This is a genomic window from Arthrobacter sp. 05T47 (assembly GCF_056395825.1).
In genome coordinates this window covers 1-26,281 of record NZ_JBFTKG010000044.1, presented here as the reverse complement: position 1 = coordinate 26,281, position 26,281 = coordinate 1, and the positions used below count along the sequence as shown (strand labels likewise).

Sequence of the window (26,281 nt, the reverse complement as noted above, 5' to 3'; positions counted from 1 at the left end):
GACTGGTGGTTGTCCACCGGTCCCGCACCGCCGTCGCCGTCGATGTGGGTCTAACGTTTTGCCGGGGGCCTAGAGGCCCAGGTCTGCTTCGAACGCGCCCGCTTCGAGGCGTGCCTTCAGCGTCTGCAGGAAGCGTCCCGCGTCGGCGCCGTCCACCAGGCGGTGGTCGTACGTCAGGGAGAGGTACATCATGGAGCGGATGGCCAGCGAGTCATCGCCGTTCTCATCGGAGACCACCACGGCGCGCTTGACGATCGCGCCGGTGCCGAGGATGGCGACCTGCGGCTGGTTGATGATCGGGGTGTCGAAGAGGGCGCCCACGGAACCGATGTTGGTGATGCTGAAGGTTCCGCCGGAGAGCTCGTCCGGGCCGATCTTGCCGTTGCGGGTGCGGTCTGCGACGTCGGCGATCTTACCGGCCAGGCCGGCGAGGTTCAGGTTGCCGGCGTCGGCGATGACCGGGACCAGCAGGCCCTTGTCGGTGTCCACGGCGATCGCCAGGTGTTCGGCGTTGTGGTACGTGATCTCCTGCTTGTCCTCGTCGTAGGAGGCGTTGATCTTCGGGTGCTGCTTCAGCGCTTCGGCAACAGCCTTGGCGATGAAGGGCAGGAAGGTCAGCTTGGAGCCGTTCTGGGCCTGGAAGGAGTTCTTGGCCTTGGCGCGCAGCTTGGCCACCTTGGTCATGTCGACCTCGTGGACCTGGGTCAGCTGGGTGGAGATGTCCAGGGACTCGCGCATGCGGCGGGCGATGACCTGGCGGATGCGCGGGGCCTTCTGGACGGTGCCGCGCAGTGCCGACGCGGCAGCAGAGACCGGGGCGGCGGCGGCGGGAGCCGAGGTGGTTGCCGGTGCGGCTGCGGCCGGTGCGGCCTGTGCCTCGGCAGCGTCCAGGACATCCTGCTTGCGGATGCGGCCGCCGACGCCGGTGCCGGTCACCGAGGCGATGTCGACGCCCTGCTGGTTGGCCAGCTTGCGGACCAGGGGAGTGACGTAGCCGGATTCTGCCGATGCGGCTGCTGCCGCCGGAGCGGCCGATGCGGCCGGGGCTGCTGCCGGTGCGGGTGCAGCCGGAGCCGGGGCAGCGGGAGCTGCTGCCGGTGCGGGTGCAGCCGGAGCCTCCTGCTTCGGAGCTTCCTGAGCCGGTGCGGGTGCTGCTGCCGGTGCCGGGGCAGCGGGGGCTGCGGCGCCGGAACCGATGACGGCCAGGACGGAACCGACCTCGGCGGTCTCGTCCTCGTTCACGCGGATTTCCAGCAGGGTGCCGGCAACCGGGGACGGGATTTCGGTGTCGACCTTGTCGGTGGAGACCTCGAGCAGCGGCTCGTCGACCTCGACGGTATCGCCGACGCTCTTCAGCCAGCGGGTAACGGTGCCTTCGGTGACGCTCTCACCGAGGGCCGGCAGCGTGACGTCGTGTCCTTCGCCGGCCGGAGCCGCGGCAGGTGCCTCGGCGGCCGGTGCGGCGGGGGCTTCGGCGGCGGGGGCCGGTGCCTCTTCAGCGGCCGGGGCTGCAGCAGGGGCCTCTTCGGCGGGTGCGGCGGCCGGAGCCTCTGCGGCGGCGGGGGCGGCGTCGCCGGAGCCGATGCGCACCAGCGGGGCGCCAACTTCAGCGGTCTCATCTTCGGCGACAAGGATTTCCTCAATCACGCCGGCGATCGGAGAGGGGATCTCGGTGTCTACTTTGTCGGTGGAGACTTCGAGCAGCGGCTCGTCCACCTCTACCCGGTCACCGACCTGCTTGAGCCAGCGGGTGACGGTTCCTTCGGTGACGCTCTCACCGAGGGCGGGCAAGTTAACGGATTCAGACATATCGTCCCCGTTCTCCTTATTGATCTTTAGTGCGGATGATTGCTGCCTTGGTCGAGCTTAGTGCACCCGGCATTTCGGGCCGGGTGCACCAAACTCTGAGTTCTTGCGGTGGTGCGGGGGCAGTTAGCCGTGGAGCGGCTTGCCAGCCAGCGCCAGGTGCGCCTCGCCCAGGGATTCGTTCTGGGTGGGGTGGGCGTGGACCAGCTGGGCCACGTCCTCCGGGTAGGCTTCCCAGTTCACGATCAGCTGGGCTTCACCGATCTGCTCGCCCATGCGGGCGCCGATCATGTGGACGCCAACCACGGGGCCGTCCTTCTGGCGGACCAGCTTGACCAGGCCGCTCGTGCCCAGGATGGAGCTCTTGCCGTTGCCGGCAAGGTTGTATTCCTGGGTCTGGATCTGGTCCTCGCCGAACTTCTCCTTGGCGGCCTTCTCGCTGTAACCGACGGTGGCGATTTCGGGGTCGGAGTAGGTGACCTTGGGGATGTTGACGTCTTCGACGATCACGGGCTTCAGGCCGGCGATCTCTTCGGCGACGAAAATGCCCTGCTGGTAGCCGCGGTGCGCCAGCTGGACGCCGGGAACGATGTCGCCGACGGCGAAGATGTTGCCGACGCCGGTGTGCAGGCGCTCGTTGGTGATGACGAAGCCGCGGTCGATCGTGATCCCGGCCTCTTCGTAACCGAGGTTGGCCGTGACCGGGCCGCGGCCGACGGCGACGAGCAGGAGGTCGGCTTCGAACGTCTTGCCGTCCACCAKGGTGACCTTGACGCCGTCGTCGTTCTGCTCGACACCCTGGAAGAAGACACCGGTGGAGAACTTGATGCCGCGCTTCTTGAAGGCGCGCTCGAAGGCCTTGACGATCGTGGCGTCCTCATTCGGAACCAGCGACGGGAGGCCTTCGACGATGGTGACGTCGACGCCGAAGGACTTCCAGACCGAGGCGAACTCGACGCCGATCACGCCGCCGCCCAGGATGATCGCGCTCTTGGGAATGTAATCCATGGTGAGTGCTTCGTCGGAGGTGATGACCTTGCCGCCGATTTCCAGGCCCGGGAGGGTGCGGGAGTAAGAGCCGGTCGCGAGGACAATGTTCTTGCCCTTGTATGCGGTGCCGTTCACGACGACGGTGTCGGTGCCCTGAAGCTTGCCCTCACCCTCAATGACGGTGATGCCCTTCTTGCCCTTGATCAGGCCCTGCAGGCCCTTGAACTTGCCGGCAATGATGCCGTCCTTGTACGCATTGACAGCGTTGATGTCGATGCTGTCGAGGGTCACGTTGACGCCGTACTTGGACGCGTCACGGGCGTGGTCCGCCAGCTCTGCGGAGTGCAGCAGCGCCTTGGTGGGGATACAGCCGTTGTGGAGGCACGTGCCGCCGAGCTTGCCCTTTTCGATGAGGCCGACGGTGAGGCCGAGCTGGACAGCACGCAGCGCGGTGGCGTAGCCGCCGCTGCCGCCGCCGAGTACCAGGATGTCGAATTCTTGCGCAGTTGCCTGATCGGCCACTAAAACGCTCCCTCGCGTGAACGATGACACGAGAGTACGCATCATCTGGTCTTGGAACTTGCCTGCCGTGATTATGCCAGCGGGCCGGTTCCCTTTCATTTGTGACTACTTCATTTGGGTCTACCGCAGTTCACCTTAGCGAACCACTAATACATGCTCCACCTTGCCAAGGCGTTTGTGGAGCGCTTTGTGTCCAGTGTCACGCGGCTTTGTGGCCGGGGCATCACAGCCCCGGTCACAAAGCGCGCGGAAGCCTGGACCGCAGTGCGGCTAGGCGGTCTTGGCGAGGATGTCCTCGACGTAGGCCACCAGGGTGCGGACGGTGCAGCCCGTGCCCTGTTTGTGGTTGTAGCCGTAGGGGCTGCCGTTGTTGAACGACGGGCCGGCGATGTCGATGTGGGCCCACGGGATCTGTTCGCCGTCCTTGCCCTTGCCCACGAATTCGCGCAGGAACACAGCCGCGGTCATCATGCCGCCATGGCGTTCGCCAATGTTGGCGATGTCCGCGACCTGGGAGTCCAGGCTTGCGCGCAGTTCTTCCGGCAGCGGCATCGGCCATACGAGCTCGCCCGCCCGGTCCGCGGCGGCCTTGATGGCACCGGTCAGGGACTCGGAGCCCATGAGGCCGGCGGTGCGGTCGCCGAGGGCGATCAGCTGGGCGCCGGTGAGCGTCGCGACGTCGATGATGGCGTCGGGGAACTCCTGGCTGGCGGCGACAATGCCGTCAGCCATGACCAGGCGGCCCTCGGCGTCGGTGTTGAGGACCTCGACGGTCTTGCCGCCGAAGATCGTCAGGACGTCTGCGGGACGCTGGGCGGCGCCGGAGGGCATGTTTTCGGCGATGCAGAGCCACGCGGTCGCCTTGACGGGCAGGCCGAGGCCCGCCAGGGCCAGGACGGTGTTAAGGACGACGGCGGCGCCAGCCATGTCGCTCTTCATCTCACCCATGCCCAGGGCCGGCTTGATGGAGATGCCGCCGGTGTCGAAGGTAATGCCTTTACCCACGAGGGCGATCTTGGCGGTGGCCTTCGCCGGGGTGTACTCGACCTTTACGAGGCGCGGCTGCCGGGTGGAACCCTTGCCGACGCCGAGGATGCCGCCGAAGCCTTCCTTCTCGAGGCGCTTCTCGTCCCAGACCGTAACCTTGACGGGCAGGCCCTTTGACAGCTCCTTGGCGGCGTCGGCGAAGGTCTCGGGGTAGAGGTGGCTCGGCGGCTGGTTCACCAGGGTGCGCGTCGCGTTCACGGCCGTGCCGATCAGGGACGCCCGGTTCAGGACCGGCTGGAGCGCCTTGTCCGCGGCGAAGTCGGTGCGGATGACGACATTCTTCACCGGATCCTTGAGCCCGTCCCGGGAGGAGCGGAACTCGGTGTACGAGTAGGCGCCCATCGCGGCGCCCTCGGCGACCGCCGCGACCTCGGCGAGGGTCGTCGTCGGAAATGCCAGGGTGACGGTGCTGACGCCGGCCAGCTGGCGGACAGCCGAGCCGGCGGCGCGGCGCAGGGCTTCCTCGGACAGCGGCTGCGTCGCCGAGACCTTAGTCGCCGGCAGCTTGCCGACGCCGGCGAGGAGCAGGATGGTGGCGCCAACCTCGGGCAGGCCCGGCAGGCGGTGGGCCTGGTCGGCCGCGCCGGTGATGCCAAGAACGCTCAGTGATTCCGCCAGGGCCTCCGCGGCCTTGGCCGTCAGCGGATTGTCGAGCAGGACGGGCCCGTCGGGACCCTGTCCGACGCCGATGACGAGGGCGTCGCTGGGGGACTTCTTCAAATCCCCTGCGACTGCACTAAGTTTGACTTCACTATTCTTGACCACGAGGACAGTCCTCAATTCTCTGTGATGGTTCTCGGTGATATTCGGCAGGAGCTGCATGTTTGGCGCCCTGCCACGGATCCCGGGGGCGCCGTCGGTCTGGGACACAACCCGGTGTCTGTACTACAGGCCCTGGGGCCATGTCCGATCGTAGTCTCTTGGCAGTCCGGAATTTCAATCGAATGAGAGCTGGAGCACACCCCGGGCAGGAATTAGCCCGGGCGCCGGGGCGTTGTTAGAGATAGCGGCGCTGCCATGCGGTGATCCCCCTTGGGACTGGCCGTGCGGCAGGACCTGCCTGACTGTGCGGAATTTGCCTGGTTGTCCAGAATTTGCCTGGTTGTCCAGACGAGGGACCGCACCCCGCTTCTCCCATCGCCGCCATCGTGAAAGGAACACGCCGTGATTGAACGGATTTCCGGCTCTTTGCTGGATCCCCAGTCGCTCTACATCCGTGATGACGCGCTGTTCTCCAGCACCGAACTGCGCGGACTCAACCTCGTCATGGGGTTCACCGGCTTCGCCGACGCCGGCCACGTTGTCCGGCAGATCACGGCTGAACTGCTGGACACGCTCGATGCCGAGATGATTGCCGAGTTCGACGCCGACCAGCTGATCGATTACCGGTCCCGGCGCCCGCAGATCAGCTTTGTCGAAGACCACCTGCAGGATTACCAGGCACCTACCCTGGCCCTGTACCGGCTCGTCGACGGGCTGGGCAGCCCGTTCCTGCTCCTTGCCGGGTTCGAGCCGGACCTGCAATGGGAGCGCTTCGCGCGCGCCGTCGTCGGGATCGTCGAGGAGCTGGAGGTCAACCTCGTCACCTGGATCCATTCGATCCCGATGCCCGTGCCCCACACCCGGCCGGTCGGGGTAACCGTGCACGGCAACCGGCCCGAGCTGATCGAGGGCATCTCCGTCTGGAAACCGACCGTGGAGGTTCCGGCTGCGGTGGGCCACATCCTGGAGCTGCGGCTGACGGAAGCGGGCCGGAACGTTGCCGGCTATGTGATCCACGTGCCGCACTACCTGGCCGAAGCCGAGTACCCCACGGCCGCCGTGGCCGGACTCGAGTACCTCGGCGCGGCGACGTCCCTGATGCTGCCGACGGACCGCCTGCGCGAGGCAGGCCGTGAAGTGGGCCGGCAGATCGCCGAGCAGATCGAGGCGTCCGAGGAAGTGCAGCAGGTGGTCTCACGGCTGGAGACCCGGTACGACGAAAAGGCAGAGGGGACGGTCCGGCGGTCGCTGCTGGCCGACGAGAACGACCAGATTCCCAACGCCGATGCCCTGGGCGCCGCCGTGGAAGCGTACCTGGCCCGTAAAGAACCCGGCGAATAAATACTATTTATGAAGGACCGGGGCATAATGGGGGAGTGACCTCTCCCCGCGCCTGGCTGATCTGGATCGTTGGGATCTTTGCCTATCTGGTGGCGGTCAGCCAGCGCACCTCGTTCGGGGTGGTCGGCCTGGAGGCAACGGAACGCTTCCACGCCACCGCGGCCGAGATCTCCTTCTTCACCGTGCTGCAGCTGCTGGTCTATGCCGCGCTGCAGATTCCCGTGGGCATCCTCGTGGACCGGTTCGGCTCGCGTGCCATGCTGGCCGGCGGAGGCGTCCTGATGGGCCTCGGCCAGCTGCAACTGGCTTTTGCCGACAACATCCCCGGCGGAGTCCTGGGTCGCGTCCTGGTGGGCGCCGGGGACGCCATGACGTTTATTTCCGTGATCCGGCTCATCCCGCTCTGGTTCGCCCCGGCCCGGGTGCCGCTGCTGACGCAGCTGACCGGCATGTCCGGACAGCTGGGCCAGCTTTTCAGCGTGGTGCCGTTCGCGATGATCCTGCACGCCGCAGGGTGGACCCCTGCTTTCCTGACGCTTGCGGCGATGTCGGGCCTCGCCGTCGTGCTGGTGCTGCTCCTGCTCCAGGACCTTCCGCCCGGGCACCCCGCTCCGGAAAAGTCCCAGGGACTGCGGGCCACAGGCATTTCCCTAGGGCACGCCTGGCGGCAACCCGGGACCCGGCTCGGGCTGTGGAGCCATTTCACAGTCCAGTTCAGCGGCACGGTCTTTGCCATGACGTGGGGCTACCCGTTCCTGATCTCCGCCCAGGGACTGGACCGGGGAACAGTCTCGGCACTCATGTCGCTGTACGTCGCCGCCGCCATTGCCGCCGGACCCCTGATGGGCAGATTCGTTGCCCGGCACCCGCTGCGTCGCTCCACCATGGTGCTCCTGATTTCCGGCTGCACCGCTGCCGCCTGGGCAGCCGTTCTGCTGCTGCCCGGACGCGCACCACTGTGGCTCCTGGCCGTTCTGGTGGTGACCTTGGCCGTAGGCGGTCCCGGCTCCATGATTGGCTTCGACTTCGCCCGGACCTTCAACCCGGCGCACCGCCTCGGCACCGCCACCGGAATCGTCAACGTGGGTGGCTTCATCGCCGCGCTCGTGTCCATCTACCTCATTGGGCTGATGCTCGACCTCCTGCATGCCAGCGGGTTCTCCCAGGGGGAGCTGTACGGCCTGGATTCGTTCCGCGTCGCCCTCAGCGTGCAGTTCCTCCTGCTTGCCGGGGGAGCCATTGGCATCATCACCACCCGGCGGAAAGTCCGGCGCCAGATGGCTGCCCAGGGCGTCATGGTTCCGCCGCTGCTCAAGACTCTCGCCGCGCAGCGCAGGCTGGTCGCCGAGCGTCGCCGCACGCCCTGAACCGTTGCTAGGCGGGGGCGGTTTGGGGCAGACGCTCATGGCACCTGCGCCGAAGTGAACGTGCCTCCGCAACGCCAGGCCCGGTAGATGGATCATCCGTGAGAGTGAAGTTGTTCATCATCCGGGTGGAACTCACTCAGAATCAGCCTCCCTGGTGTGGAAGCCCGCTTAGGGTGAAGGCATGTTCAAAACGATCCAGTCGCTGAGACCTTTCGCGGCACCGGCCACGGCTGTGCTGCTCATGGGGACCCTCCTTATCCTGGAGGAGCGCCATTTCGACCAGAACAGTGCCCTGCTGCTGGCGCTCCTGACGGGTGTCGCGGTGGCCGAGATCCTGCCGGCGGCCGCCCTTGGGCTTGTCTTCGCCGCCTTGGTAATGCAGAGCCTCGCGGTCCTCCAGCCGGTCTTCCTGTCCGGCGTCCTGAGCTACGTTGCGGTTCCCGTGGTCATCTTCTTCGCCGTCATCGGTTGGCGAACCCGTAACCGGTGGGTGGCACCCGTGTCTGCCGTCATATTCGCCGGCATCACAACCGTGAACTGGTTCGCCGACCAGACCTGGATCAACGTCATCTTCGCCAGCCCGATCTACGGCACGGGTCTATTGCGAACCTTCACATACGCTTTTCTGATTTTCGGAGCGTTCGCCGCCCTCAACCTCGCCGCCTGGGCCGTAGGCATGACAGCACATAGCGCATCCCGGAGCCGGAGAGCGCAGCTCGCAGCCGAAAGCCGGCTCCGGGAAACAACGACCGAACTCGCTCTCGAACAGGAGCGCAACAGAATCGCCAGGGAGTTGCACGATGTCCTGGCGCATTCGCTGACAGTGATCGTGGCCCAGGCCGACGGGATTCGCTTCATCCACCGCGCAGAACCGGAATCCGTCGAAGGGGCCTCCAAGATCATCGCCGAATCGGCGAGGACTGCGCTGGTCGAAACCCGCCGGCTGATCGAAGGTTTCTCCGCGGCGATCAGCGGCCACCCGACTCACGGGGTTGAAGATCTGGGGGTTCTAGCCGAACGGCTGAGCGCCAGCGGCATGCCTGTCACGATCGAAACTACGGGCGAACCGTGGGACTTGACCGCCGCCCAGGAGCTGACCGTTTATCGCCTGGCACAGGAAAGCCTGACCAACGCCTTCAAACACGGGGACCGGAGCCAGGGCACGCACCTGTATTTGGTCTGGACCGCGGACTCCCTCGAACTTCGTAGCAGATCGTCGCTGATCACCGGCCCAGGCGGGACGCCGGAGACCACCACATCTGGTCGCGGGATAGTGGGCATGAAGGCCCGAGCCTCAGCTGCCGGCGGATGGGTGGAAACAGTCCGGGGCGAAGAGGTCTTCGAAGTGCTGGCGTTCCTCCCTGCGACGGGACCTGACCGGTATCCGGATTCAATTCCCGCGACAGCTGAAGTTCCGGTCCTGGACGGAGCGCTGCTGTGACAGTCACCCCGATTCGGATTGCCTTGGCCGATGACCAGCCACTGTTCAGCGCCGGACTCAAGATGATCCTGCGCAGCCAGGAGGACATGGATCTTGTAGGCGAAGCCGTCAACGGAGAGGCCGCCGTCGACCTCGTGCAGGAGAAAAGCCCCGACGTGCTCCTGATGGACATTCGGATGCCTGTTATGGACGGCATTACGGCCACACGGGCAATCCTGGCAAAGTCCAGTGGAACTGCCACCAAGATCATCGTTCTGACCACGATCCAGCATGACGAAGCCGTCGTCCGGGCCATCCAGGCCGGCGCTGCCGGCTTCCTGACCAAAGACACCACCCCCGATTTCCTCCTGGCCGCCATCCGAACGGTCCACTCCGGGCACTCGGTCATCGCACCGGCCATCACCAACGAACTGCTGCGCGACTACACCACGCCCTCTGCCGGGAACGACGCTGCTCTGGCAGAGCTGTCCGGCAGGGAACGCGACGTATTCCTGCTAACCGCAAAAGGGCTAGGCAACGCCGAGATCGCGGCTTCACTGGTGCTGAGCGAGGCGACCGTGAAGTCCCACGTGGGCAGCATCCTGGCGAAACTGAAGTTGAAGAACCGCATCCAGCTAGTCGCGTTTGCCTACGAAAACAACGTCCTCAACTAGCCGCCACCGCTGCACCGTCCCAGCCGCCGAGGCCTTCCCACAGGGGCAAGGCCGGCCGCCGCATTGCCCAAATCAATCGAAGGAGTCCACCATGAAGAAAATCTTCGGCGCAGCAGTGCTGATCCTCGGCACCGGCGCCGCGCTTGCTGCTGCCGCCATCCCGGCCGCGTCGGTCACCGCGTCCCCGGAGCCCGCCCCCGGCGTCATCCGCCAAGCAGAGGCCTACGCCTCAACAGATCCGGTCGCCGAAAAGGGCATGCGGGAGGCTGTCCGGCGCTGCATGGCCCAGGCCGGCTTTGACTACACGCCGCCAAGCTCCGAGATGACCATGGACCTCAACGGGGCCATCGGATTCAAACGGCTCACGGTCGAGGCCGCCAAGGCCAGCGGCTACGCCAGCACCGGGCCACAAGGACCCCACGAGCCGGCTCCCGGGTCCGCGGACGGCAAACTCTTCGCCAATCCGGCCTTCACCAAGGCACTCACCGGCCCCGGGGATACCGCGTCAATGTCCACGGTGGGCGGTATGGGAACGTCCTCGGCTGGATGCCGCGGCGAAGCCATGGCACAGATCTACGGCAGCGCGGAAAACTACATGCTCGCCACCGGCATCGCCTACAACTCAGTCCTCCCGGCCAGTCTGTCCGCCTCCGGCGACTCAGGAATTGCCAAAGCCGTCACCGGCTGGGCGGACTGCATGAAAGAGAGTCCCTACCCCTCCTTTGCGGACCCGCGCCAGGCGGCCGAGGCGGGTAAGGCTGCAGGTGGCCAGGAAGAGTTCAGAATCGCCGTCACCGACGCCGTCTGCCGGGACAAGACCGGGTTCCACTCCGCGCTGGACAAAGTCCTGGACAAGTACCTGACAACCCGCATGCAGGAGCTTGCTCCGCAGATCGAGAAAGTCAAGGAGATTCGCCGAATCGCCGCGGCGAACGCGGCAGCCTTGGGCGGACCCGCCGCGAAGTAATCGACGGCGGCACGACAATCCGGCAGGGTCCTGTCAGCATTCGGGGGTGACATGACCCTGCCGGGTCGGAGTGCCGGTGCCGTCCCATTGGTTGCGAGCTGGGCGGTAGCGTCGACTCCTTGGCGGAAGTGGATGACACCTTTGGCGGCACCCGGTTATCCACATAGCGCAATCCGCGGATGCCGCGGGGTCGCGCCAACCGCGAAGCTGGGCTCATGACAGCTCCCGATCACCTGAGAATTACCGGCCCCGAGGACATCCTCGGCTTCATCCCGCATTCCCTTGGCTACTGGCCGGAAAACAGCCTTGTGGCCATGACCTTGCAAGGCAAACGGCTCGGAGCCACATTGCGCGTAGACCTCCCCGCATCCGGCGGTGGCGGCAGCGGCGGTGACCCTTTGGATGAGCCCATAACAGGCGGCCGCGGCAGCACCGCCCGCAAACACCGCTCCGGATCCGGCCGCACGGCCATGTTGGCCGCCTTCGCTCGGAATGTTGTGAGCTACCTGCAGGCGGACGAGGCAGCCGACGGATCGTTGCTGGCCTTCTTCACTGACGCCCACACTGACAACGGCACTGACACGAACAGCGACGGCACGGAGTGGGCTGCCCTGCTCAACGAACTCGAACTTGCCCTTGAAGCAGCCGGAATGCCGTTGAGGGACGCGTGGATTATCGGTGCCGAATTCTGGCGCAGCGCGCACTGCAGTGATCCGGAATGCTGTGGCCCAACCGGCCGCCCGGTTGAGGAGATCAAAAACAGCAGGCTCAACGCCGAGATGGTCTACCGCGGCAGCAGTGTAGGCGCCGCCCCCGGCACGCACGTGACGCAGGCGCCGCCACTGCCGGTGGACCCGGCAATGCTTGCCGCCGAGTCCGGCTGGGCGGAGCAATTCTCCCCGCGCCGGCGCGACCGGGCACAGTTCGACCAGGTGCTCGACGTCTGGACGACGGCCATGCAGGCTGCCACCGTCCAGCAGGGTCCCTTCGGCGCCACCTCGGACTCCCCGGCACCGGGGGTCTCCGTCCCCAATACCGCGACGCCCAGCAAGATGAGCCTCGATCCAAGCAACTCCGATCCCAGCAGCTCCGATCCCAGGACGACCGCGGACGGCCCGCTCGAGCTGCCGCCGGAGCTGGCTAGCTACCTGCGGGCCAGCCTATGCGTACCCTCGTGGCGGGACGCGGTGCTCGTCATGGCGGCCGCCGGGCGGTCAGCGGCCGAACGCGGGGCAGAGGACTTCGGCATGTTCGACACGGAAGCGTGGTCCGCCTTCCCCTCCGGAACCAGACCCGCATCACGGCTCCGACCGACGCCCAGTCCTCTTGCAGGGCCGCGGTTCGGCTCGGAGCGCAGTACCGTCTCCGATACCACCTCCGGTTCCACCGCTGGTTCCCCGTCCAAGCCGCAGACGGCCCTGCAGGAGGCGTCCGGCGTCGTTCCGGGCACCGACGCGGTCCCCGGCTACGGTGAGGTGCTGCTCGGGCTGGCGCCATCGGTTCCGGATTGGACTTTGATGGTTGGCCTCGAACGGGTCCTGGAGCAGCTCGGCCGTCTTGGTTACGGGGAGTCCACTGCCGCCGCCGTGACGGCACGTGGCTGGATCGAATGGTGCCGCGGCCGCGGCTCGTACGCTGATGCCCTGTACTGCCAGGCCCTGCAGGAACACCCGGGGTACAGGCTGGCGGAACTGCTGGCAGAGCTGGGCCGGCGCGGCACGCTATGCGGCTGGGCGGCCAGGCGGGAGGCGGCCTGGCAGAAGTTTGCGCCTGACGCGGCATGAGCGCCTGACGGAGCCTGAGAACCCACTGCAATATTCTGGACCCGGCGTCCCGAAAGGCACTCACGGGGAAAACCGTGAGACAATGGTTGCCGCGACCCGGTTGGGTCCGTGTATCAAGTGCCCTCAATGAACCTTGGAAACAGGGAACATTAAGGCCGCCCCAGCAGTTCTACTTAGTGGCTCTGCTGGCCGTGATCGCACCTGATGTTGAACACGGACTTGACAGGGTCATAGTGGTGTTGCCCGTATGGTGATTCCGCAGACCGCAGCTAGAAAGGTTTTCAGTGACCCCGTCTTCCGCGAAGAAGGAACCCGCCGACCAGGCCGAAATGTCCCCTGATGAGAAGAAGGCGGCGACCAACGCCAAGCGCGCCGCTACGCGCGCAGCCAACAAGGCAGTCAAGGACGCCGCTTCCGCAGAGGGTGGCGACACCTTAACCGGAGTCGCCAAGCCTGAGCCCAAGAAGCGCGGGCCCAAGCCCGGCGCCAAAGCCGCGGCAGAAGCCGCCGGCAAATCATCCGGCGATGACGATGAAGTCGAAGCCGATGAGGATCTCGACGACATCACGCCGGACCCCGCCGAACTCGGTGACGAAGTAGAAGGCGAAGAGGTAGCCGGCAAGGCCGCAGCCACCACCGGCTCCGGCTTCGTGTACTCCGATGCCGACGACGACGACGCCCCGGTGCAGCAGGTCATGTCCGCCGGCGCCACCGCCGACCCCGTCAAGGACTACCTGAAGCAGATCGGCAAGGTCGCCCTGCTGAACGCAGAGCAGGAAGTGGACCTGGCCCTGCGGATCGAGGCCGGCCTCTTCGCCGAGGAGAAGATCGCCGCCGACGACGGCACCATGGATCCGAAGCTCAAGCGTGAGCTTGAATTCGTCATCCACGACGGCAAGCGCGCCAAGAACCACCTGCTGGAGGCCAACCTCCGCCTCGTCGTCTCGCTGGCCAAGCGCTACACCGGCCGCGGCATGCTGTTCCTGGACCTGATCCAGGAAGGCAACCTGGGCCTGATCCGTGCGGTCGAGAAGTTCGACTACACCAAGGGCTTCAAGTTCTCCACGTACGCCACCTGGTGGATCCGCCAGGCGATCACCCGCGCCATGGCCGACCAGGCCCGCACCATCCGCATCCCGGTGCACATGGTGGAAGTCATCAACAAGCTGGCCCGCGTCCAGCGCCAGATGCTGCAGGACCTCGGCCGCGAGCCCACCCCGGAGGAGCTGGCGCTCGAACTCGACATGACGCCGGAAAAGGTCGTCGAGGTCCAGAAGTACGGCCGCGAGCCCATCTCGCTGCACACCCCGCTTGGCGAGGACGGCGACTCCGAGTTCGGCGACCTCATCGAGGACTCCGAAGCCGTGGTTCCGGCGGATGCAGTGAGCTTCACCCTGTTGCAGGAACAGCTGCACTCGGTGCTCGACACACTGTCCGAGCGCGAAGCCGGCGTGGTTGCCATGCGGTTCGGCCTCACCGACGGACAGCCGAAGACTTTAGACGAAATCGGCAAGGTCTACGGTGTGACGCGTGAGCGCATCCGCCAGATCGAATCCAAGACCATGTCCAAGCTGCGGCACCCGTCGCGCTCACAGGTCCTGCGCGACTACCTGGACTAAGTCCCACGGCCCACAGGCCCAACGGCAGTCCAACAACAACGCGGGGTCACTTCCGCCCATCTTCCTCGGAGGAATGGGCCGGAAGCGGCCCCGCGTTGCTGTTCCCGGGCGCCGCCATTCCACACGGCGCGGCCCACAGCGGACACGTCGGTTTACGCGTCAGTTAACGAATCAGGGCCCCTCCGGTGTGGAGAGGCCCTGATGCATAGGTCTGATGACTTTGGTCTGAGCTTTTTAAGGTCGCCCGGGGAACCCTATTGGGGGCACCGGGCGGGGACCGGCGCGGTCTAGTCGACCGGGACCGGTGCCTTCTCGTGAAGGCGGTCGGTCTCATCGTGCCAGTCTGAGCTGAGCGGCTTCAGTGTCGGTTCTACGGCGCGTGCGTGGTGGCCGCAGAAGAGAAGCTCACCGCCGGAGGCACCGAGAACAACCCGGACATATGCCTGTGCTCCGCAACGATCGCACCGGTCTGCGGCGGTCAGTGTGCGGTCCGCAACTGCTGTTGTCATGTTCGGCCTCCTTAGTAGATCGGTATACCTATATAACCAGCATTCGGGGCCAATCCATGGCACGGATGGCCCACTTTCGCTGTCCGCGTATCACGTCTGCGTAACGGAGCGCCGCCGGAGAACGCGTGCGGGGAGTGGCAAACCGGGGAGGACCCGGAGTCCGACTAACCTAGGAAGAGCGTTAAATACTGTGACTGCATCCCTGCGCACACCGCGGGGGCAGTCCCGAACCTGTAAGGAGTTCACGACCCGTGGCACCCAGTTCTGATTACACCGCCCGGCATCTCTCAGTGCTGGAGGGCCTCGAGGCCGTCCGTAAGCGCCCGGGCATGTACATCGGCTCCACGGATTCCCGCGGACTTATGCACTGCCTCTGGGAAATCATCGACAACTCTGTCGACGAGGCCCTCGCCGGCTTCGGCCACGACATCAAGATCATCCTCCACGCGGACAACTCGGTGGAGATTCACGATGACGGCCGTGGCATCCCCGTGGACGTCGAGCCGAAGACCGGGCTGACCGGTGTTGAGGTGGTCTTTACCAAGCTGCACGCCGGTGGAAAGTTTGGCGGCGGCTCCTACACGGCTTCCGGCGGCCTGCACGGCGTGGGTGCCTCCGTGGTCAACGCGCTCTCGGCCCGCCTCGACGTCGAGGTGGACCGCGGCGGCAAAACGTACAAGATGTCGTTCCGCCGGGGCGAACCCGGCCGGTTCAAGGATCCGGGCACGAAGCCGGACCCCGCGACCCTCTTCGAACCCTTCATCGACGGTTCCGTGCTCGACGTCGTCGGCAAAGCCAAGCGCGGCGTCACCGGCACCCGGATCCGCTACTGGGCGGACCGGCAGATCTTCACGCCCGACGCCAAGTTCTCCTACGAGGACCTCGCCTCACGCGCCCGCCAGACATCGTTCCTGGTCCCGGGGCTCAAGCTCACCGTCCGGGACGAACGCAAGCTTCCCGGCACACCCGGCGAATCCGGCCCGCATGAGGAGATCTTCCACCACGACGGCGGCATCTCCGAGTTCGTCGACTACCTCGCCGCAGACCCGGCCATCACGGACATCTGGCGCCTCCACGGCGCCGGGAAATTCAAGGAAACCGTTCCCGTCCTCGACGAGAAAGGCCACAGCCAACTCGCGGAGGTCGAACGCGACTGCGAGGTCGACGTCGCACTGCGCTGGGGGATCGGCTACGACAGCACGGTCCGCACCTTCGTCAACATCATTTCCACGCCCAAGGGCGGCACCCACCAGTCCGGCTTCGAACAGGCCCTGCTCAAGACCTTCCGCAAGGCCGTCGAGACCAATGCCCGCAAACTCAAGGCCGGCAATGACAAGATCGAAAAAGACGACATCTTCGCGGGCCTGACCGCCGTCCTGACCGTCCGGCTGGCCGAACCGCAGTTCGAGGGCCAGACCAAGGAAATCCTGGGCACCTCGGCAGTACGGGCCATCGTGGCCAAAGTGGTGGAGCAGGAGATCAACGCCAAGCTGACCTCTGCCAACCGCAACGACAAAGCCCAGTCTGCGCTGCTGCTGGAAAAGATCGTCAGCGAGATGAAGTCGCGCATCTCGGCCCGCGTCCACAAGGAAACCCAGCGCCGGAAGAACGCGCTGGAAACCTCCTCCATGCCCACCAAGCTCGCCGACTGCCGCACGGACGACGTCGAACGCTCCGAACTGTTCATCGTCGAAGGTGACTCCGCGCTCGGTACAGCCAAACTGGCCCGGTCCTCGGACTTCCAGGCGCTCCTGCCGATCCGCGGCAAGATCCTGAACGTCCAGAAGGCCTCGGTGGGGGACATGCTCTCCAACGCCGAGTGCGCGGCCCTGATCCAGGTCGTGGGGGCCGGCTCCGGCCGGACGTTCGACATCAGCGCCGCCCGCTATGGCAAGGTCATCCTGATGACCGACGCCGACGTCGACGGCGCCCACATCCGGACGCTGCTGCTCACGCTCTTCTTCCGCTACATGCGTCCCATGATCGACGAGGGCAGGGTCTTCGCCGCCGTGCCGCCGCTGCACCGTGTGGAGGTGGTCAATGCCGGCCAGAAGGCCAACGAGATGATCTACACCTACTCCGARGCKGAGCTSCACGTYCTGCTGGCSCGSCTCGCCAAGGAAGGCAAGCGCTACAAGGARCCGATCCAGCGGTACAAGGGCCTSGGCGARATGGAYGCCGAGCAGCTSGCSGARACCACCATGGACCCGCGSCACCGGACCCTSCGSAAGGTCGGKATTGAGAACGCCAAGCAAGCCGAGGATACTTTCGACCTGCTCATGGGATCCGACGTGGCGCCGCGCAAGGACTTCATCATTGCCGGAGCCGCAAACCTGGACCGGGAGCGCATCGACGCCTGACGACGGCGGGACCGGCGGGGTTTCCCGCCGGTCGGGTTGAACTGCCTAGCCGAGCAGGCCCGGGACAAGCAGCAGGGCCGTCGGCACGGCAAGCAGCAGCACGCAGCATGCGAGCACGGCGACCCTCAGCGGTTCCGACAGCGGCGGCCGGGGCGAGAGAAGGCGGCTGACGCGGGATGCCGTCGTACCCGCCGAGCCACTGCCTCCGGTGGCGCCGGGCTGGCTGGGGTCCGCGTCGGGCAGGCCTGTTTCGCCGAACGCCAGGCGTGCCCCCGGAGTGGCCGGGGAACCGCTGGCCACAATGGCAATCGCCCGGATGAGCGTGGCCTTGCTCTCCGTCTTGAGTGCGACGTCGTCGGCGAGCATTTCGATGAGGGAGTTCACCGACTCCTGCGCCAGCCGGGTGGTGGGGAGCCACGGCAGGGCCTGGCGCCACGCGGCGAATGCCCACAGCAGGAGGTGGTGGCGCTGGCTCAGGTGGGCGTTCTCGTGAATCAACACGGCGCGGAGCTCATCGGGTTCCAGTGCGGCCATGAGACCGTCGGAGAGAACCGTCACCGAGCGTGCGCCGCCCGGCAGGCAGTACGCGACGGGCGAGTCGACGTTCAGGACCACGGTTCCCGGGCCGTCCGAGGATGGCGAGGCCAGCAGGTCCAGGAGCTCCCGGTGGCGCCGGCGCTGGCGCTGGATCTTGTAGTAGGTCAGCAGCAGGGTGAAAACCAGGTGGGCCGTCAGCAGGGCTGCGGCCGAGAGCGCAAAAATGTGCCAGAAGCCCAGATCCGTGGTGGGGGCATTGTTGAAGACCATCCCCGCCAGCGCGCGGAGGCCGGAAAGCAGGTTATCGCCAATGGGCTCGAGCCCGTAGACCAGCATGGCCCCGATCATGGACAGCCCGCCGGCCAAGGCGATCGCCTGCCACAGCAGCATCGCCATGAAGGGTGAGCGCGCCGGCCACTGGGCGCGCGAGAGGAGGACAGGCACCGGCCACGCCAGCACTATCGCCAGGACCGCCAGGAAATATGAGGTCCAGAACATCGGGCGCTAGCTGCGGCCCAACAGCTTGCGCAGGGTCTCTGCCTCGTTATCCGTGACCGAACCGATGAACCGGGCCAGCACTGCCTCGCGGTCCGGTGCCGAGCCAAGGACCTCGTGCATGAGTTCCGCGGTGTGGTCCGCGCGGCTCGAGACGGCCTGGTAGCGGTGCGGGCGGGTGCCGCGTTCACGTTCCACGAGCCCCTTCCGCTCGAGGCGCGAGAGCACGGTCAGTACGGTGGTGACCGCGAGGTCCTTGCCCTCGTGTCCGGCGGTGCCGTCCTGGGACCGGGTGCTCTGTGCGAGGAGGTCCCGCAGCGTGTTGGCGGTCGCAGCTTCTTGGCCTGCCCAGAGCAGATCCATCACTGCCCGTTCCAGTTCACCGAGACTTGCCATGGCGTACATCCTTCTATGACTGCCGCGCCGGCGTGATGCTGGGGAAACGCTGGAGCCTGCCGGTGCGGTGTATGTGAATACTTTGATACCAAATTTACCGTGTTTTGCGCGTTCTTTCTACATGAAGTAGAACACGGCCTCCCGGCGTGTCGCGCAGCCGGGCGGAGGGGGCCGGTCGGGGCCCGTGCGGGGGCCGAAAGGGGAGGCTGGAGGCGGGGCAATTCGGCCATTGCAGGCCGTGACGCGCCGTGGGAGTCTGAGTTACGGGGAAGTGCCATTGTGTTCTACACTCTGTAGAAGACGCACTTCTACGCCACGTAGAAGTTGCTCGGACCTAGCCAAAAGTAGGGACTGCCTTGGACGCCTTGGAAATCGCACGCTGGCAATTCGGAATCACCACCGTCTACCACTTCATGATGGTGCCGCTCACCATCGGCCTTGGGCTGCTGGTGGCTGTGATCCAGACGCTCTGGTACCGCACCGGCAAGCCGGAGTATCTGCGCATGACCAAGTTCTGGGGCAAGCTTTTCCTGATCAACTTCATCATGGGCGTCGCCACCGGAATCGTGCAGGAATTCCAGTTCGGCATGGCCTGGAGCGAGTACAGCCGCTTTGTCGGTGACGTGTTCGGCGCCCCGCTGGCCATGGAAGCGCTCCTGGCCTTCTTCGTTGAGTCAACGTTCCTTGGCCTGTGGATCTTTGGCTGGAAGCAACTCAAGCCCGGCGTCCACCTGGCCTGCCTCTGGGTCGCCGTGATTGGTTCAGTTTTCTCGGCCTACTTCATCATCGTGGCCAACAGCTGGATGCAGCACCCCGTCGGCGTCGAAATGGTCAACGGCCGGCCCGTCATGACCGACGCGTGGGCCGTCTTCACCAACAACACCGCCCTCGTCGCCGTGCCGCACACCCTCTTCGGTGCCCTCGCCGTCGCCGGGGCCTTCCTCCTCGGGATCGCCTGGTACCACCTGTGGCGGCGGCGCCACGACGGTATCGACACGGTCGGGGCCGACGGCAAGGTCATTCCCGGCGAAGCCGCCGGAATCCTCGGCAGGGACCGCAACGACCACACCGTCTGGATCCGCTCCCTSCGGATCGGCGCCGTYGTCGCSATGATTTCCTTCGCSGGCACMGCCGTCACCGGGGACCTGCAGGGCAAGCTGATGTTCGAGCAGCAGCCCATGAAGATGGCCGCCGCCGAGGCAGCCTGCCACGACGGCACCGGCTTCTCGGTCCTCAGCGTCGGCAACGTCGGCTCCAGGAACTGCGACGACATCAAGGCCGTGATCGAGATCCCCGGCATCCTGTCCTTCCTGGCCAAAGGCGACTTCACCACGGAGGTCAAGGGCGTGAACAGCCTGCTGGGCGAGTACGAGGCCAAGTACGGCACCACCTTGCCGGACAACCCCATTTACGGGGACCGCGCCGGCCAGCAAATCCAGTACGTGCCCGTCATGGAAGTCACCTACTGGGGCTTCCGGATGATGATCGGCTTCGGCGGTGTGGCCGCCCTCGCCGCCCTTGTAGCCCTGTGGGCCACCCGCAAGGGCACCGTTCCCGCCTCACGCGGAGTCATGCGCCTGGCGGTGTTCGGAATCCTCGCACCGTTCGGTGCCAACGCCGCGGGCTGGATCTTCACCGAGATGGGCCGCCAGCCGTTCGTCGTCGCCCCGAACCCGGACCCCAGCGGAGTGGACCAGGTGTTCATGTTCACCGCCGCGGCAGTCTCACCGGGAGTCTCGGCGGGTGAGATCTTGACCTCCCTCGTGGTCCTGACGTCCATCTATGCGGTGCTGCTGGTGGTGGAGGTCAAGCTCCTGGTCAAATACATCCGCGGCGGCGTGGCCTCGGCCATGCCGGAACTCGCACACGCACCAAAAGACACGCCGAAGGATGGCACGCCTCCGGACGGGACGCCGGGCAAACCCGACGGCGACGACGTCCTGGCGTTTGCCTACTAACCGCCCGTCCACCTAACCCAGCCACCCCCAAGAAAAGCGCAGAGGATTCTCAGCATGGAACTGCTACCCACCATCTGGTTCATTGCCATCGCGGTGCTGTGGACCGGCTATCTCTTTCTCGAGGGCTTCGACCTTGGCGTCGGCATGCTGATGAAAGTCTTCGCCCGGAACAACACGGAGCGCCGCGTCCTGATCAACACGATCGGCCCGGTCTGGGACGGCAACGAGGTCTGGCTCCTCACTGCCGGGGGTGCCACCTTCGCGGCCTTCCCGCTGTGGTACGCCTCCCTGTTCTCCGCGCTGTACCTGCCGCTGCTGCTGGTCCTCGTGGCGCTCATCTTCCGTGCCGTCGCCTTCGAATACCGCGGGAAGGTGGACAACCCGAAGTGGCGCGCCCGCTGGGACTGGGCTATCTCGGCAGGGTCGTTCGTCGCGGCCTTCGGCGTCGGCGCCGCGCTGGCCTTGACCACCACAGGACTGCCGCTGGATGCCAACGGCGACCGCGTGGGCGGGCCCTTCGCCTGGTTCAGCGGCTACGCCGTGCTCGGTGGCCTCGCCGTCGTCGGGTTCTCCCTCCTGCACGGGCTGGGCTTCCTGGCGCTGAAGACCGACGGCGAAGTCCGCCACCGGGCACGGGCATGGTTCGTGCGGCTGCTGCCCGCACTGCTCCTGCCCATCGCCGGCTGGGCGGTGAGCCTGCAGTTGCTCAGCGGCGAGGCCTGGACCATGGCCGCTGTCGTCGCCGCCGTCGTGGCTGCGGTTCTCGCGTGGAACTTCGCCCGCAAGGGTGCCGAGGGCCGCGCCTTCATGTCGCTGGGGGTGTTCCTCCTCCTCGGCAGCGCATCAATCTTCGGTGCCGCCTTCCCCGTGGTGCTGCCCTCCACGCTGGATCCMGCGTTCAACCTGACCGTCTCCAACGCCTCATCCTCGGACTACACCCTGGGCCTGATGAGCATCGTGGCCTGCATCGGTCTGCCCCTGGTCCTGGCATACCAGGCCTGGACATACTGGGTGTTCCGGCGCCGGGTGAGCGCGGCGCACATTCCCGAGGCCCACAGTTTCCTTCCCGCGATCGCCGCCAAAGCACTGGCACCTAAGGACTAACTCCCTGATGCGACCCTTCCCCGCCGGCCCGGCGACYCGTTCCGCGCTCTACCTGCTGGGCCTGCTGGCTGCCCTGAAGGCGCTGTCCCTTGTGCTGATGGCCCAGGCAGTGGCATCCATGCTCGCCGGGCTCGTGGCGCATGACCCCGGCTGGGCGGACCAGYTGGTTCTCGGGGTTGCCGGGGCCGTGTTGCGCTCACTTACCGTGTGGGGGCAGTCGGTGGCCTCGCGAAGGGCGGCGCTCGGSGTCAAGGAAGAGCTCCGCAACMARCTKCTGGAGCAGGCGCTCAGGAACGGAACGCGGCGKRCCGGGCCTACCGACGGCGGCCTCGCCATCCTGGCAACGCGGGGGCTGGATGCCCTGGACAACTACTACACCCAGTTCCTGCCCGCACTGGTGAACTGCGCGGCCATCCCGCTGCTGCTGGGCGCCCGCATCCTGTTCGCCGACTGGATCAGCGCTGTGGTGATCGTGCTGACCGTGCCGCTGGTGCCRCTGTTCATGATCCTGATCGGCCGGTACACAGAGGAACGGGTCAGGGAAGCCCAGTCCGCACTGGCCCGGCTCTCCGGCCACATGCTCGAACTCGCCAAGGGCCTGCCCGTCCTCGTTGGCCTGGGAAGGGCCACCGCCCAGCGSAAGGCACTGGAGGACATGTCCGAGGAATACCGTTCCCGGACCATGGGGACATTGCGCACGGCCTTCCTCTCCGCCCTGGCCCTGGAGCTCATCGCCACGATTTCCGTTGCCSTGGTGGCCGTGTTCATCGGCGTACGCCTSGTTCACGGCGACATGGCGCTGGAGGCCGGCCTGCTGGCCCTCATCCTGGCCCCCGACTGCTACCTGCCGCTGCGTGAGCTTGGCACCGCACACCACGCAAGCGACGAAGGGCGGGCCGCGCTCGCCGAAACCACTGCSGTCCTRGCGGACCCGGGAGCCGCTKCRSTGRTCCCCGCACCGTCCGCCGCCACTGCCCAAGGTACTGCAGGACCGCCGGCMGTCACCGTYGWCGGGCTSAGCGTTCGATTCGGCGGACGCACGGACGCCGCCGTYGGCCCCTTGAGCTTCACSGCCGCTGCCGGCYKGATCACRGCCCTTGACGGCCCCAGCGGCGCCGGSAAGAGCACAGTGCTCGGAGTCCTCGCTGGGACCATCGGGACCGGCACGGGAACTGACGTGTCCGGATGCATTGGAGGACTCACGACGGCGGACGTCGCCTGGGTGCCGCAGCACCCCGTCATGGTGGCGTCCACGGTGCTGGCTGAGATCCGCCTGTATCTCGGAGTTCCCGCCTACGGACGCGACGCCAGCACCGGTACTTCGGCTGGTGCCGTCGCCAATGCCGGTGCTTTGGCGGGTTCAGAAAGCGATGCAGCCGCGCGGCGGTGCCTGGCGGCGGTGGCCGCGGAGCACCTGGCCGCCAAGCACCCGGCCGAGCTGAGCCCGGGGGAGCTGCGGCGCGTGGCGCTGGCCCGCGGACTGGCGCGGATCGAGGCAGGCGCCAGCGTACTGCTCCTGGATGAACCCACCGCCCATCTTGACCGGGCATCCGCCACGACGGTCAATCGTGCCCTAGCCGGACTCCGGGGACACGTCACCGTACTCCTCGTCGCGCACGACCGGCACACCCGGGACCTTGCCGACGCGCTTGTGTCTGTGGCGCCGCGCAGTGGGGGGCAGCACGGGGTCGGGCAGGGCGGCGTCGGGCATCCGGACTCCGCGACCTTGCTGCCGGCAACTTCCGGGGGAGACCTGGGCGTGCACGCTGCGGCCGTCCGAGCGCGTTCCGCCGTGAGCGTCGCGTCGACGAGCTCGAATTCGGCCCAGAACGCATCCCCCCACCCTGATTCGGGCCCTGGCCCAGCCCCAGGCGGGACGCCGTCGCCGTACGCGAGCGGAGCCCCGACGTCGAACGGCCCGGCGCGTGCCGCCGCGCCTGTGACCTCCGCWGATCCGGACGGGTCAGCAAGCCCGGCCGGAACAGTCGCCGCCCACTTGCGCCGCCTGCTGGCCCCGGTGGCGGGCCGGTTYGCCGCCGCCGGAGTCGTAGGCACGCTGGCGGCCCTSTTCGCCGTCGCCCTCGCMGGSCTGTCCGGCTGGCTGATCATCCGTGCCAGCGAACAGCCKCCCATCCTCTACCTGCTCACCGCGATTGTCGGCGTCCGGTTCTTCGGCATCGGCCGGGCGTGCCTGCGGTACGCCGAGCGTTTGCTGCTGCATGACGCCGTGTTCGCCGCCCTGACCAGGCTCCGGGGCCGGCTGTGGGAGTCGCTGAGCCGCCGGGCACTGTCTTTGCGTCGGCTCCTGCAGGGCGGCAACGTCCTGGGCACAGTGGTGGACGACGTCGACACTGTGCGGGAGCTGTTGCCCCGCGTCGTGCTCCCTCCCGTGACTGCCGTTGCTGTCGCCGCGTCCGCCGTGGTCGGGATCGGGCTGCTGCTTCCCGCGGCGCTGCCCGCCGTGGGGGTGGCAGCGGTGCTGAGTCTCCTCGTTGCCCCTGCGCTCGCGCTGGCCGCCGACCGGATGTCCGCCGGCACCGAACAGAGACTCCGYTCCGGCGTGCTCCGGGACGTCGCCGCCGCCTTGGACGCCCGTGCAGAACTCCAGGCGAACGGCGTGAGCGCCCCCGTGCTTGATGCGATCASCCGGGCCGAYCGGTCCGCGACGGCCGCTTCCCAGCGTTCGGCGTGGGCCGAAGGCCTCGGCCAGGCACTGACCGTCCTGGCGTGCACCGGGGCCGCGCTTGCCGCCGCCGTGCTGGCTGCCCCGCTCGCCCTTAGCGGCGCCGTCGAACCGGCAACGGTCGCCGTCGTSGTCCTCGTGCAACTTGCCCTGGTGGACCCCTACGCGGCCATCACCACGGCCGTGCGGCAGTACCCGGCGCTGCGTGCCGTSCTGCGGCGGATCGGCGAGGCCGGKGTCCTGGACTCAAGGGCGAATGATGAACCTGAGGGCGACGGCGCCGCTGCCGGCGGGCTGGTGCCCGTGGCTTCGCGGCCCGGAGGGGCGCCCGGAATTGAMCTCGTGGACCTGGCTGTGGCGTGGCCTGGCGGCGGSAACGTCTTTGCCGGACTCACCGCCGAGGCTGGGCCGGGGCGTTGGCTGGCCGTCACCGGGGCCTCCGGTTCCGGCAAATCRACCCTGCTGGCCGCGACCCTGGGCTTCCTTCCCGCGGCCGGCGGCCACCTGTACTTGAGCGGCCGCGCCGCGTGGTGCCCGCAGGAGGCGCACCTGTTCGACTCGACCATCCGCGGCAACCTGTTGCTGGCCCGCCCGGAGCCTGCTCCGGCGGCCTCCGGGAAGGCTGCGTCGGCCGGAGGCGAAGAGCAGATGCGTGCGGCCCTGGACGCCGTCGGACTCGGCCCGATGCTGGCCCGGCTTGAGGACGGGCTGGATACCCGGATCGGCCCGGGCGGGGCGTTCCTCAGCGGCGGGGAGCGTACGCGCCTGGCCGTTGCGCGCACGCTCATGACCGGAGCTGACGTCATTCTGCTCGATGAACCGACGGCGCACCTCGACGCGGAGTCAGGCAGGCTCATGCTCGCCGAACTGCGGGAAGGGCTGCGCGACCGKACCGTCGTCCTTGTCACCCACAACCCGAACGATATTGACGCCGCGGACRCCAGGCTCGACCTCGAYGCCGCGGCTGCCGCTGACGCGGGYACTGCTGGCGAAGGCCCGACGCCGGCCGCGATGCTGGCGCGGGGGTAGGCTGCCCGTTAGCCTGTTGGCATGACCCGAGWCGACGAGCCCCGGCCRCYRCTCGATCCCCGGCTTCTCTGGCGTGCAGCAGAGCACCGCGACCTCGAYGCGTGGGCSGGGCTGATCGCCCGGACCGCCGCCGTCGAACAACCCGTCTGGTTYGARCGCCGGGCGGATCTSGAACAGATCCTGGARTCGAAGAACAACCCGGTTGCGGCGAACACCATCCTCGGCTTCGACCCAGAGGGCGTTGCCCGCGCCTACGCCCGGATCACCAAGAACCGCGACGGTGACAAGGCAAACGGCTCGGGCTGCGTCGATCCCGAGTGGCAGGGGAGCGGGATCGGCACCGGGCTGTTGGGCTGGATGGAAGAACGGACCCGGGCCCGCTTCGCCGAGGACGCACAGGCGGCGGGAGGAACCGACGAGGCCCGCGACGCGCGCACGGCGGCCCCGCGCCCGAGGCTGCGGCTCTACATGGAGCAGCAGCACGATCACCAGGCGGCCTTGTTCGCCGGTTCGGGCTACGAAATTATCCGCTATTACAACGAGATGCACCGGCCGCTGAATCAAGCGGTCCCCGCAGTCGTTCTGGATCCCGGACTGGAGCTCGTGACGTTTGGGCCGGCGCTGCATGAGCCCGTGCGGCTGGCCCACAACTCGGCGTTTCGGGATCACTGGGGCAGCGAACCCCGGGACGAGGAATCGTGGGGTTTTGTGGTGAACGATCCCCAAGCCCGGCCGGACCTGAGCGGCGTCGTACTGGACCGTTCCACCGGGACGGTGGCCGGCTACCAGCTGGCCACCCACGACGCCGAAGGAGCCCAGACCCGAGGTTTCCGTGAGGGCTACACAGAGCTCCTGGGCGTCCGTCGGGAGTTCCGAGGCCGCGGCATCGCTCAGGTGTTGCTGGCCGACGC

Annotated in this window: 18 protein-coding genes; 12 read left to right on the top strand and 6 right to left on the bottom strand. The window is 66.9% G+C overall.

What is annotated here, in order from left to right; all coding sequences use genetic code 11:
* Positions 1-69: 69 nt before the first annotated feature.
* The 3 genes from sucB to AC1DEY_RS20550 all read right to left on the bottom strand — a co-directional run bounded on the left by sucB (position 70) and on the right by AC1DEY_RS20550 (position 5,130).
* A complete protein-coding gene (gene sucB / locus AC1DEY_RS20560; protein ID WP_476869590.1) occupies positions 70-1,809 on the bottom strand; it encodes a 2-oxoglutarate dehydrogenase, E2 component, dihydrolipoamide succinyltransferase in 1,740 nt (579 codons plus the stop codon).
* Between the two features lie 123 nt (positions 1,810-1,932).
* Positions 1,933-3,318, bottom strand: a complete 1,386-nt coding sequence (lpdA, locus tag AC1DEY_RS20555; RefSeq protein ID WP_476869589.1) for a dihydrolipoyl dehydrogenase — start codon at positions 3,316-3,318, stop codon at positions 1,933-1,935.
* 270 nt (positions 3,319-3,588) lie between these two features.
* A complete protein-coding gene (locus AC1DEY_RS20550) occupies positions 3,589-5,130 on the bottom strand; it encodes a leucyl aminopeptidase (RefSeq protein WP_476869588.1) in 1,542 nt (513 codons plus the stop codon).
* Positions 5,131-5,529: 399 nt separating this feature from the next.
* Between AC1DEY_RS20550 and AC1DEY_RS20545 the strand changes: the two genes are divergently transcribed.
* From AC1DEY_RS20545 to AC1DEY_RS20515, 7 genes are all read left to right on the top strand, one after another.
* The gene (locus AC1DEY_RS20545; protein WP_476869587.1) at positions 5,530-6,468 is read left to right on the top strand and encodes a proteasome assembly chaperone family protein; all 939 of its coding nucleotides are present in this window, start codon (positions 5,530-5,532) and stop codon (positions 6,466-6,468) included.
* 35 nt (positions 6,469-6,503) lie between these two features.
* Positions 6,504-7,835 carry an MFS transporter gene (locus AC1DEY_RS20540; protein WP_441409883.1) on the top strand — a complete coding sequence of 444 codons (1,332 nt, stop codon included), beginning with the start codon at positions 6,504-6,506 and terminating at the stop codon, positions 7,833-7,835.
* A gap of 181 nt (positions 7,836-8,016) precedes the next feature.
* Complete coding sequence (locus AC1DEY_RS20535) at positions 8,017-9,276, top strand: sensor histidine kinase (protein WP_476869586.1); 1,260 nt, start codon at positions 8,017-8,019, stop codon at positions 9,274-9,276.
* The gene (locus AC1DEY_RS20530; RefSeq protein ID WP_476869585.1) at positions 9,273-9,929 is read left to right on the top strand and encodes a response regulator; all 657 of its coding nucleotides are present in this window, start codon (positions 9,273-9,275) and stop codon (positions 9,927-9,929) included. Before AC1DEY_RS20535 ends, AC1DEY_RS20530 begins: the two co-directional genes overlap by 4 nt.
* A 91-nt stretch (positions 9,930-10,020) precedes the next feature.
* Positions 10,021-10,896 (top strand): hypothetical protein, encoded by an 876-nt coding sequence (locus AC1DEY_RS20525; protein WP_476869584.1) that lies wholly within the window; start codon positions 10,021-10,023, stop codon positions 10,894-10,896.
* A gap of 215 nt (positions 10,897-11,111) precedes the next feature.
* Positions 11,112-12,680 carry a DUF4192 family protein gene (locus AC1DEY_RS20520; protein ID WP_476869583.1) on the top strand — a complete coding sequence of 523 codons (1,569 nt, stop codon included), beginning with the start codon at positions 11,112-11,114 and terminating at the stop codon, positions 12,678-12,680.
* A gap of 284 nt (positions 12,681-12,964) precedes the next feature.
* A complete protein-coding gene (locus AC1DEY_RS20515; protein ID WP_476869582.1) occupies positions 12,965-14,299 on the top strand; it encodes an RNA polymerase sigma factor in 1,335 nt (444 codons plus the stop codon).
* A 287-nt stretch (positions 14,300-14,586) separates the two neighbouring features.
* Here AC1DEY_RS20515 and AC1DEY_RS20510 read toward each other — a convergent pair whose 3' ends face one another.
* Positions 14,587-14,808: a DUF7455 domain-containing protein gene (locus tag AC1DEY_RS20510; protein ID WP_208748566.1), complete on the bottom strand. Its 222-nt coding sequence runs from the start codon at positions 14,806-14,808 to the stop codon at positions 14,587-14,589.
* Between the two features lie 251 nt (positions 14,809-15,059).
* On the opposite strand from AC1DEY_RS20510, the gene AC1DEY_RS20505 reads away from it, so the two are divergent.
* Positions 15,060-17,168 (top strand): DNA gyrase/topoisomerase IV subunit B, encoded by a 2,109-nt coding sequence (locus tag AC1DEY_RS20505; RefSeq protein ID WP_476869581.1) that lies wholly within the window; start codon positions 15,060-15,062, stop codon positions 17,166-17,168.
* Between the two features lie 45 nt (positions 17,169-17,213).
* On the opposite strand, the gene AC1DEY_RS20500 is transcribed toward AC1DEY_RS20505, so the two are convergent.
* Positions 17,214-18,203, bottom strand: a complete 990-nt coding sequence (locus AC1DEY_RS20500; RefSeq protein WP_476869580.1) for a M56 family metallopeptidase — start codon at positions 18,201-18,203, stop codon at positions 17,214-17,216.
* 6 nt (positions 18,204-18,209) lie between these two features.
* Entirely contained in the window at positions 18,210-18,596 is a 387-nt protein-coding gene (locus AC1DEY_RS20495; protein WP_441409875.1) for a BlaI/MecI/CopY family transcriptional regulator, read from the bottom strand.
* A 356-nt stretch (positions 18,597-18,952) separates the two neighbouring features.
* On the opposite strand from AC1DEY_RS20495, the gene AC1DEY_RS20490 reads away from it, so the two are divergent.
* The 4 genes from AC1DEY_RS20490 to AC1DEY_RS20475 all read left to right on the top strand — a co-directional run.
* Positions 18,953-20,554: a cytochrome ubiquinol oxidase subunit I gene (locus tag AC1DEY_RS20490; protein ID WP_476869579.1), complete on the top strand. Its 1,602-nt coding sequence runs from the start codon at positions 18,953-18,955 to the stop codon at positions 20,552-20,554.
* 54 nt (positions 20,555-20,608) lie between these two features.
* A complete protein-coding gene (gene cydB / locus AC1DEY_RS20485) occupies positions 20,609-21,658 on the top strand; it encodes a cytochrome d ubiquinol oxidase subunit II (RefSeq protein WP_476869578.1) in 1,050 nt (349 codons plus the stop codon).
* 7 nt (positions 21,659-21,665) lie between these two features.
* The gene (gene cydD, locus AC1DEY_RS20480) at positions 21,666-25,370 is read left to right on the top strand and encodes a thiol reductant ABC exporter subunit CydD (protein ID WP_476869577.1); all 3,705 of its coding nucleotides are present in this window, start codon (positions 21,666-21,668) and stop codon (positions 25,368-25,370) included.
* A 21-nt stretch (positions 25,371-25,391) separates the two neighbouring features.
* The coding region (locus AC1DEY_RS20475; protein WP_476869576.1) for an N-acetyltransferase family protein at positions 25,392-26,281 on the top strand (890 nt) is incomplete at its 3' end.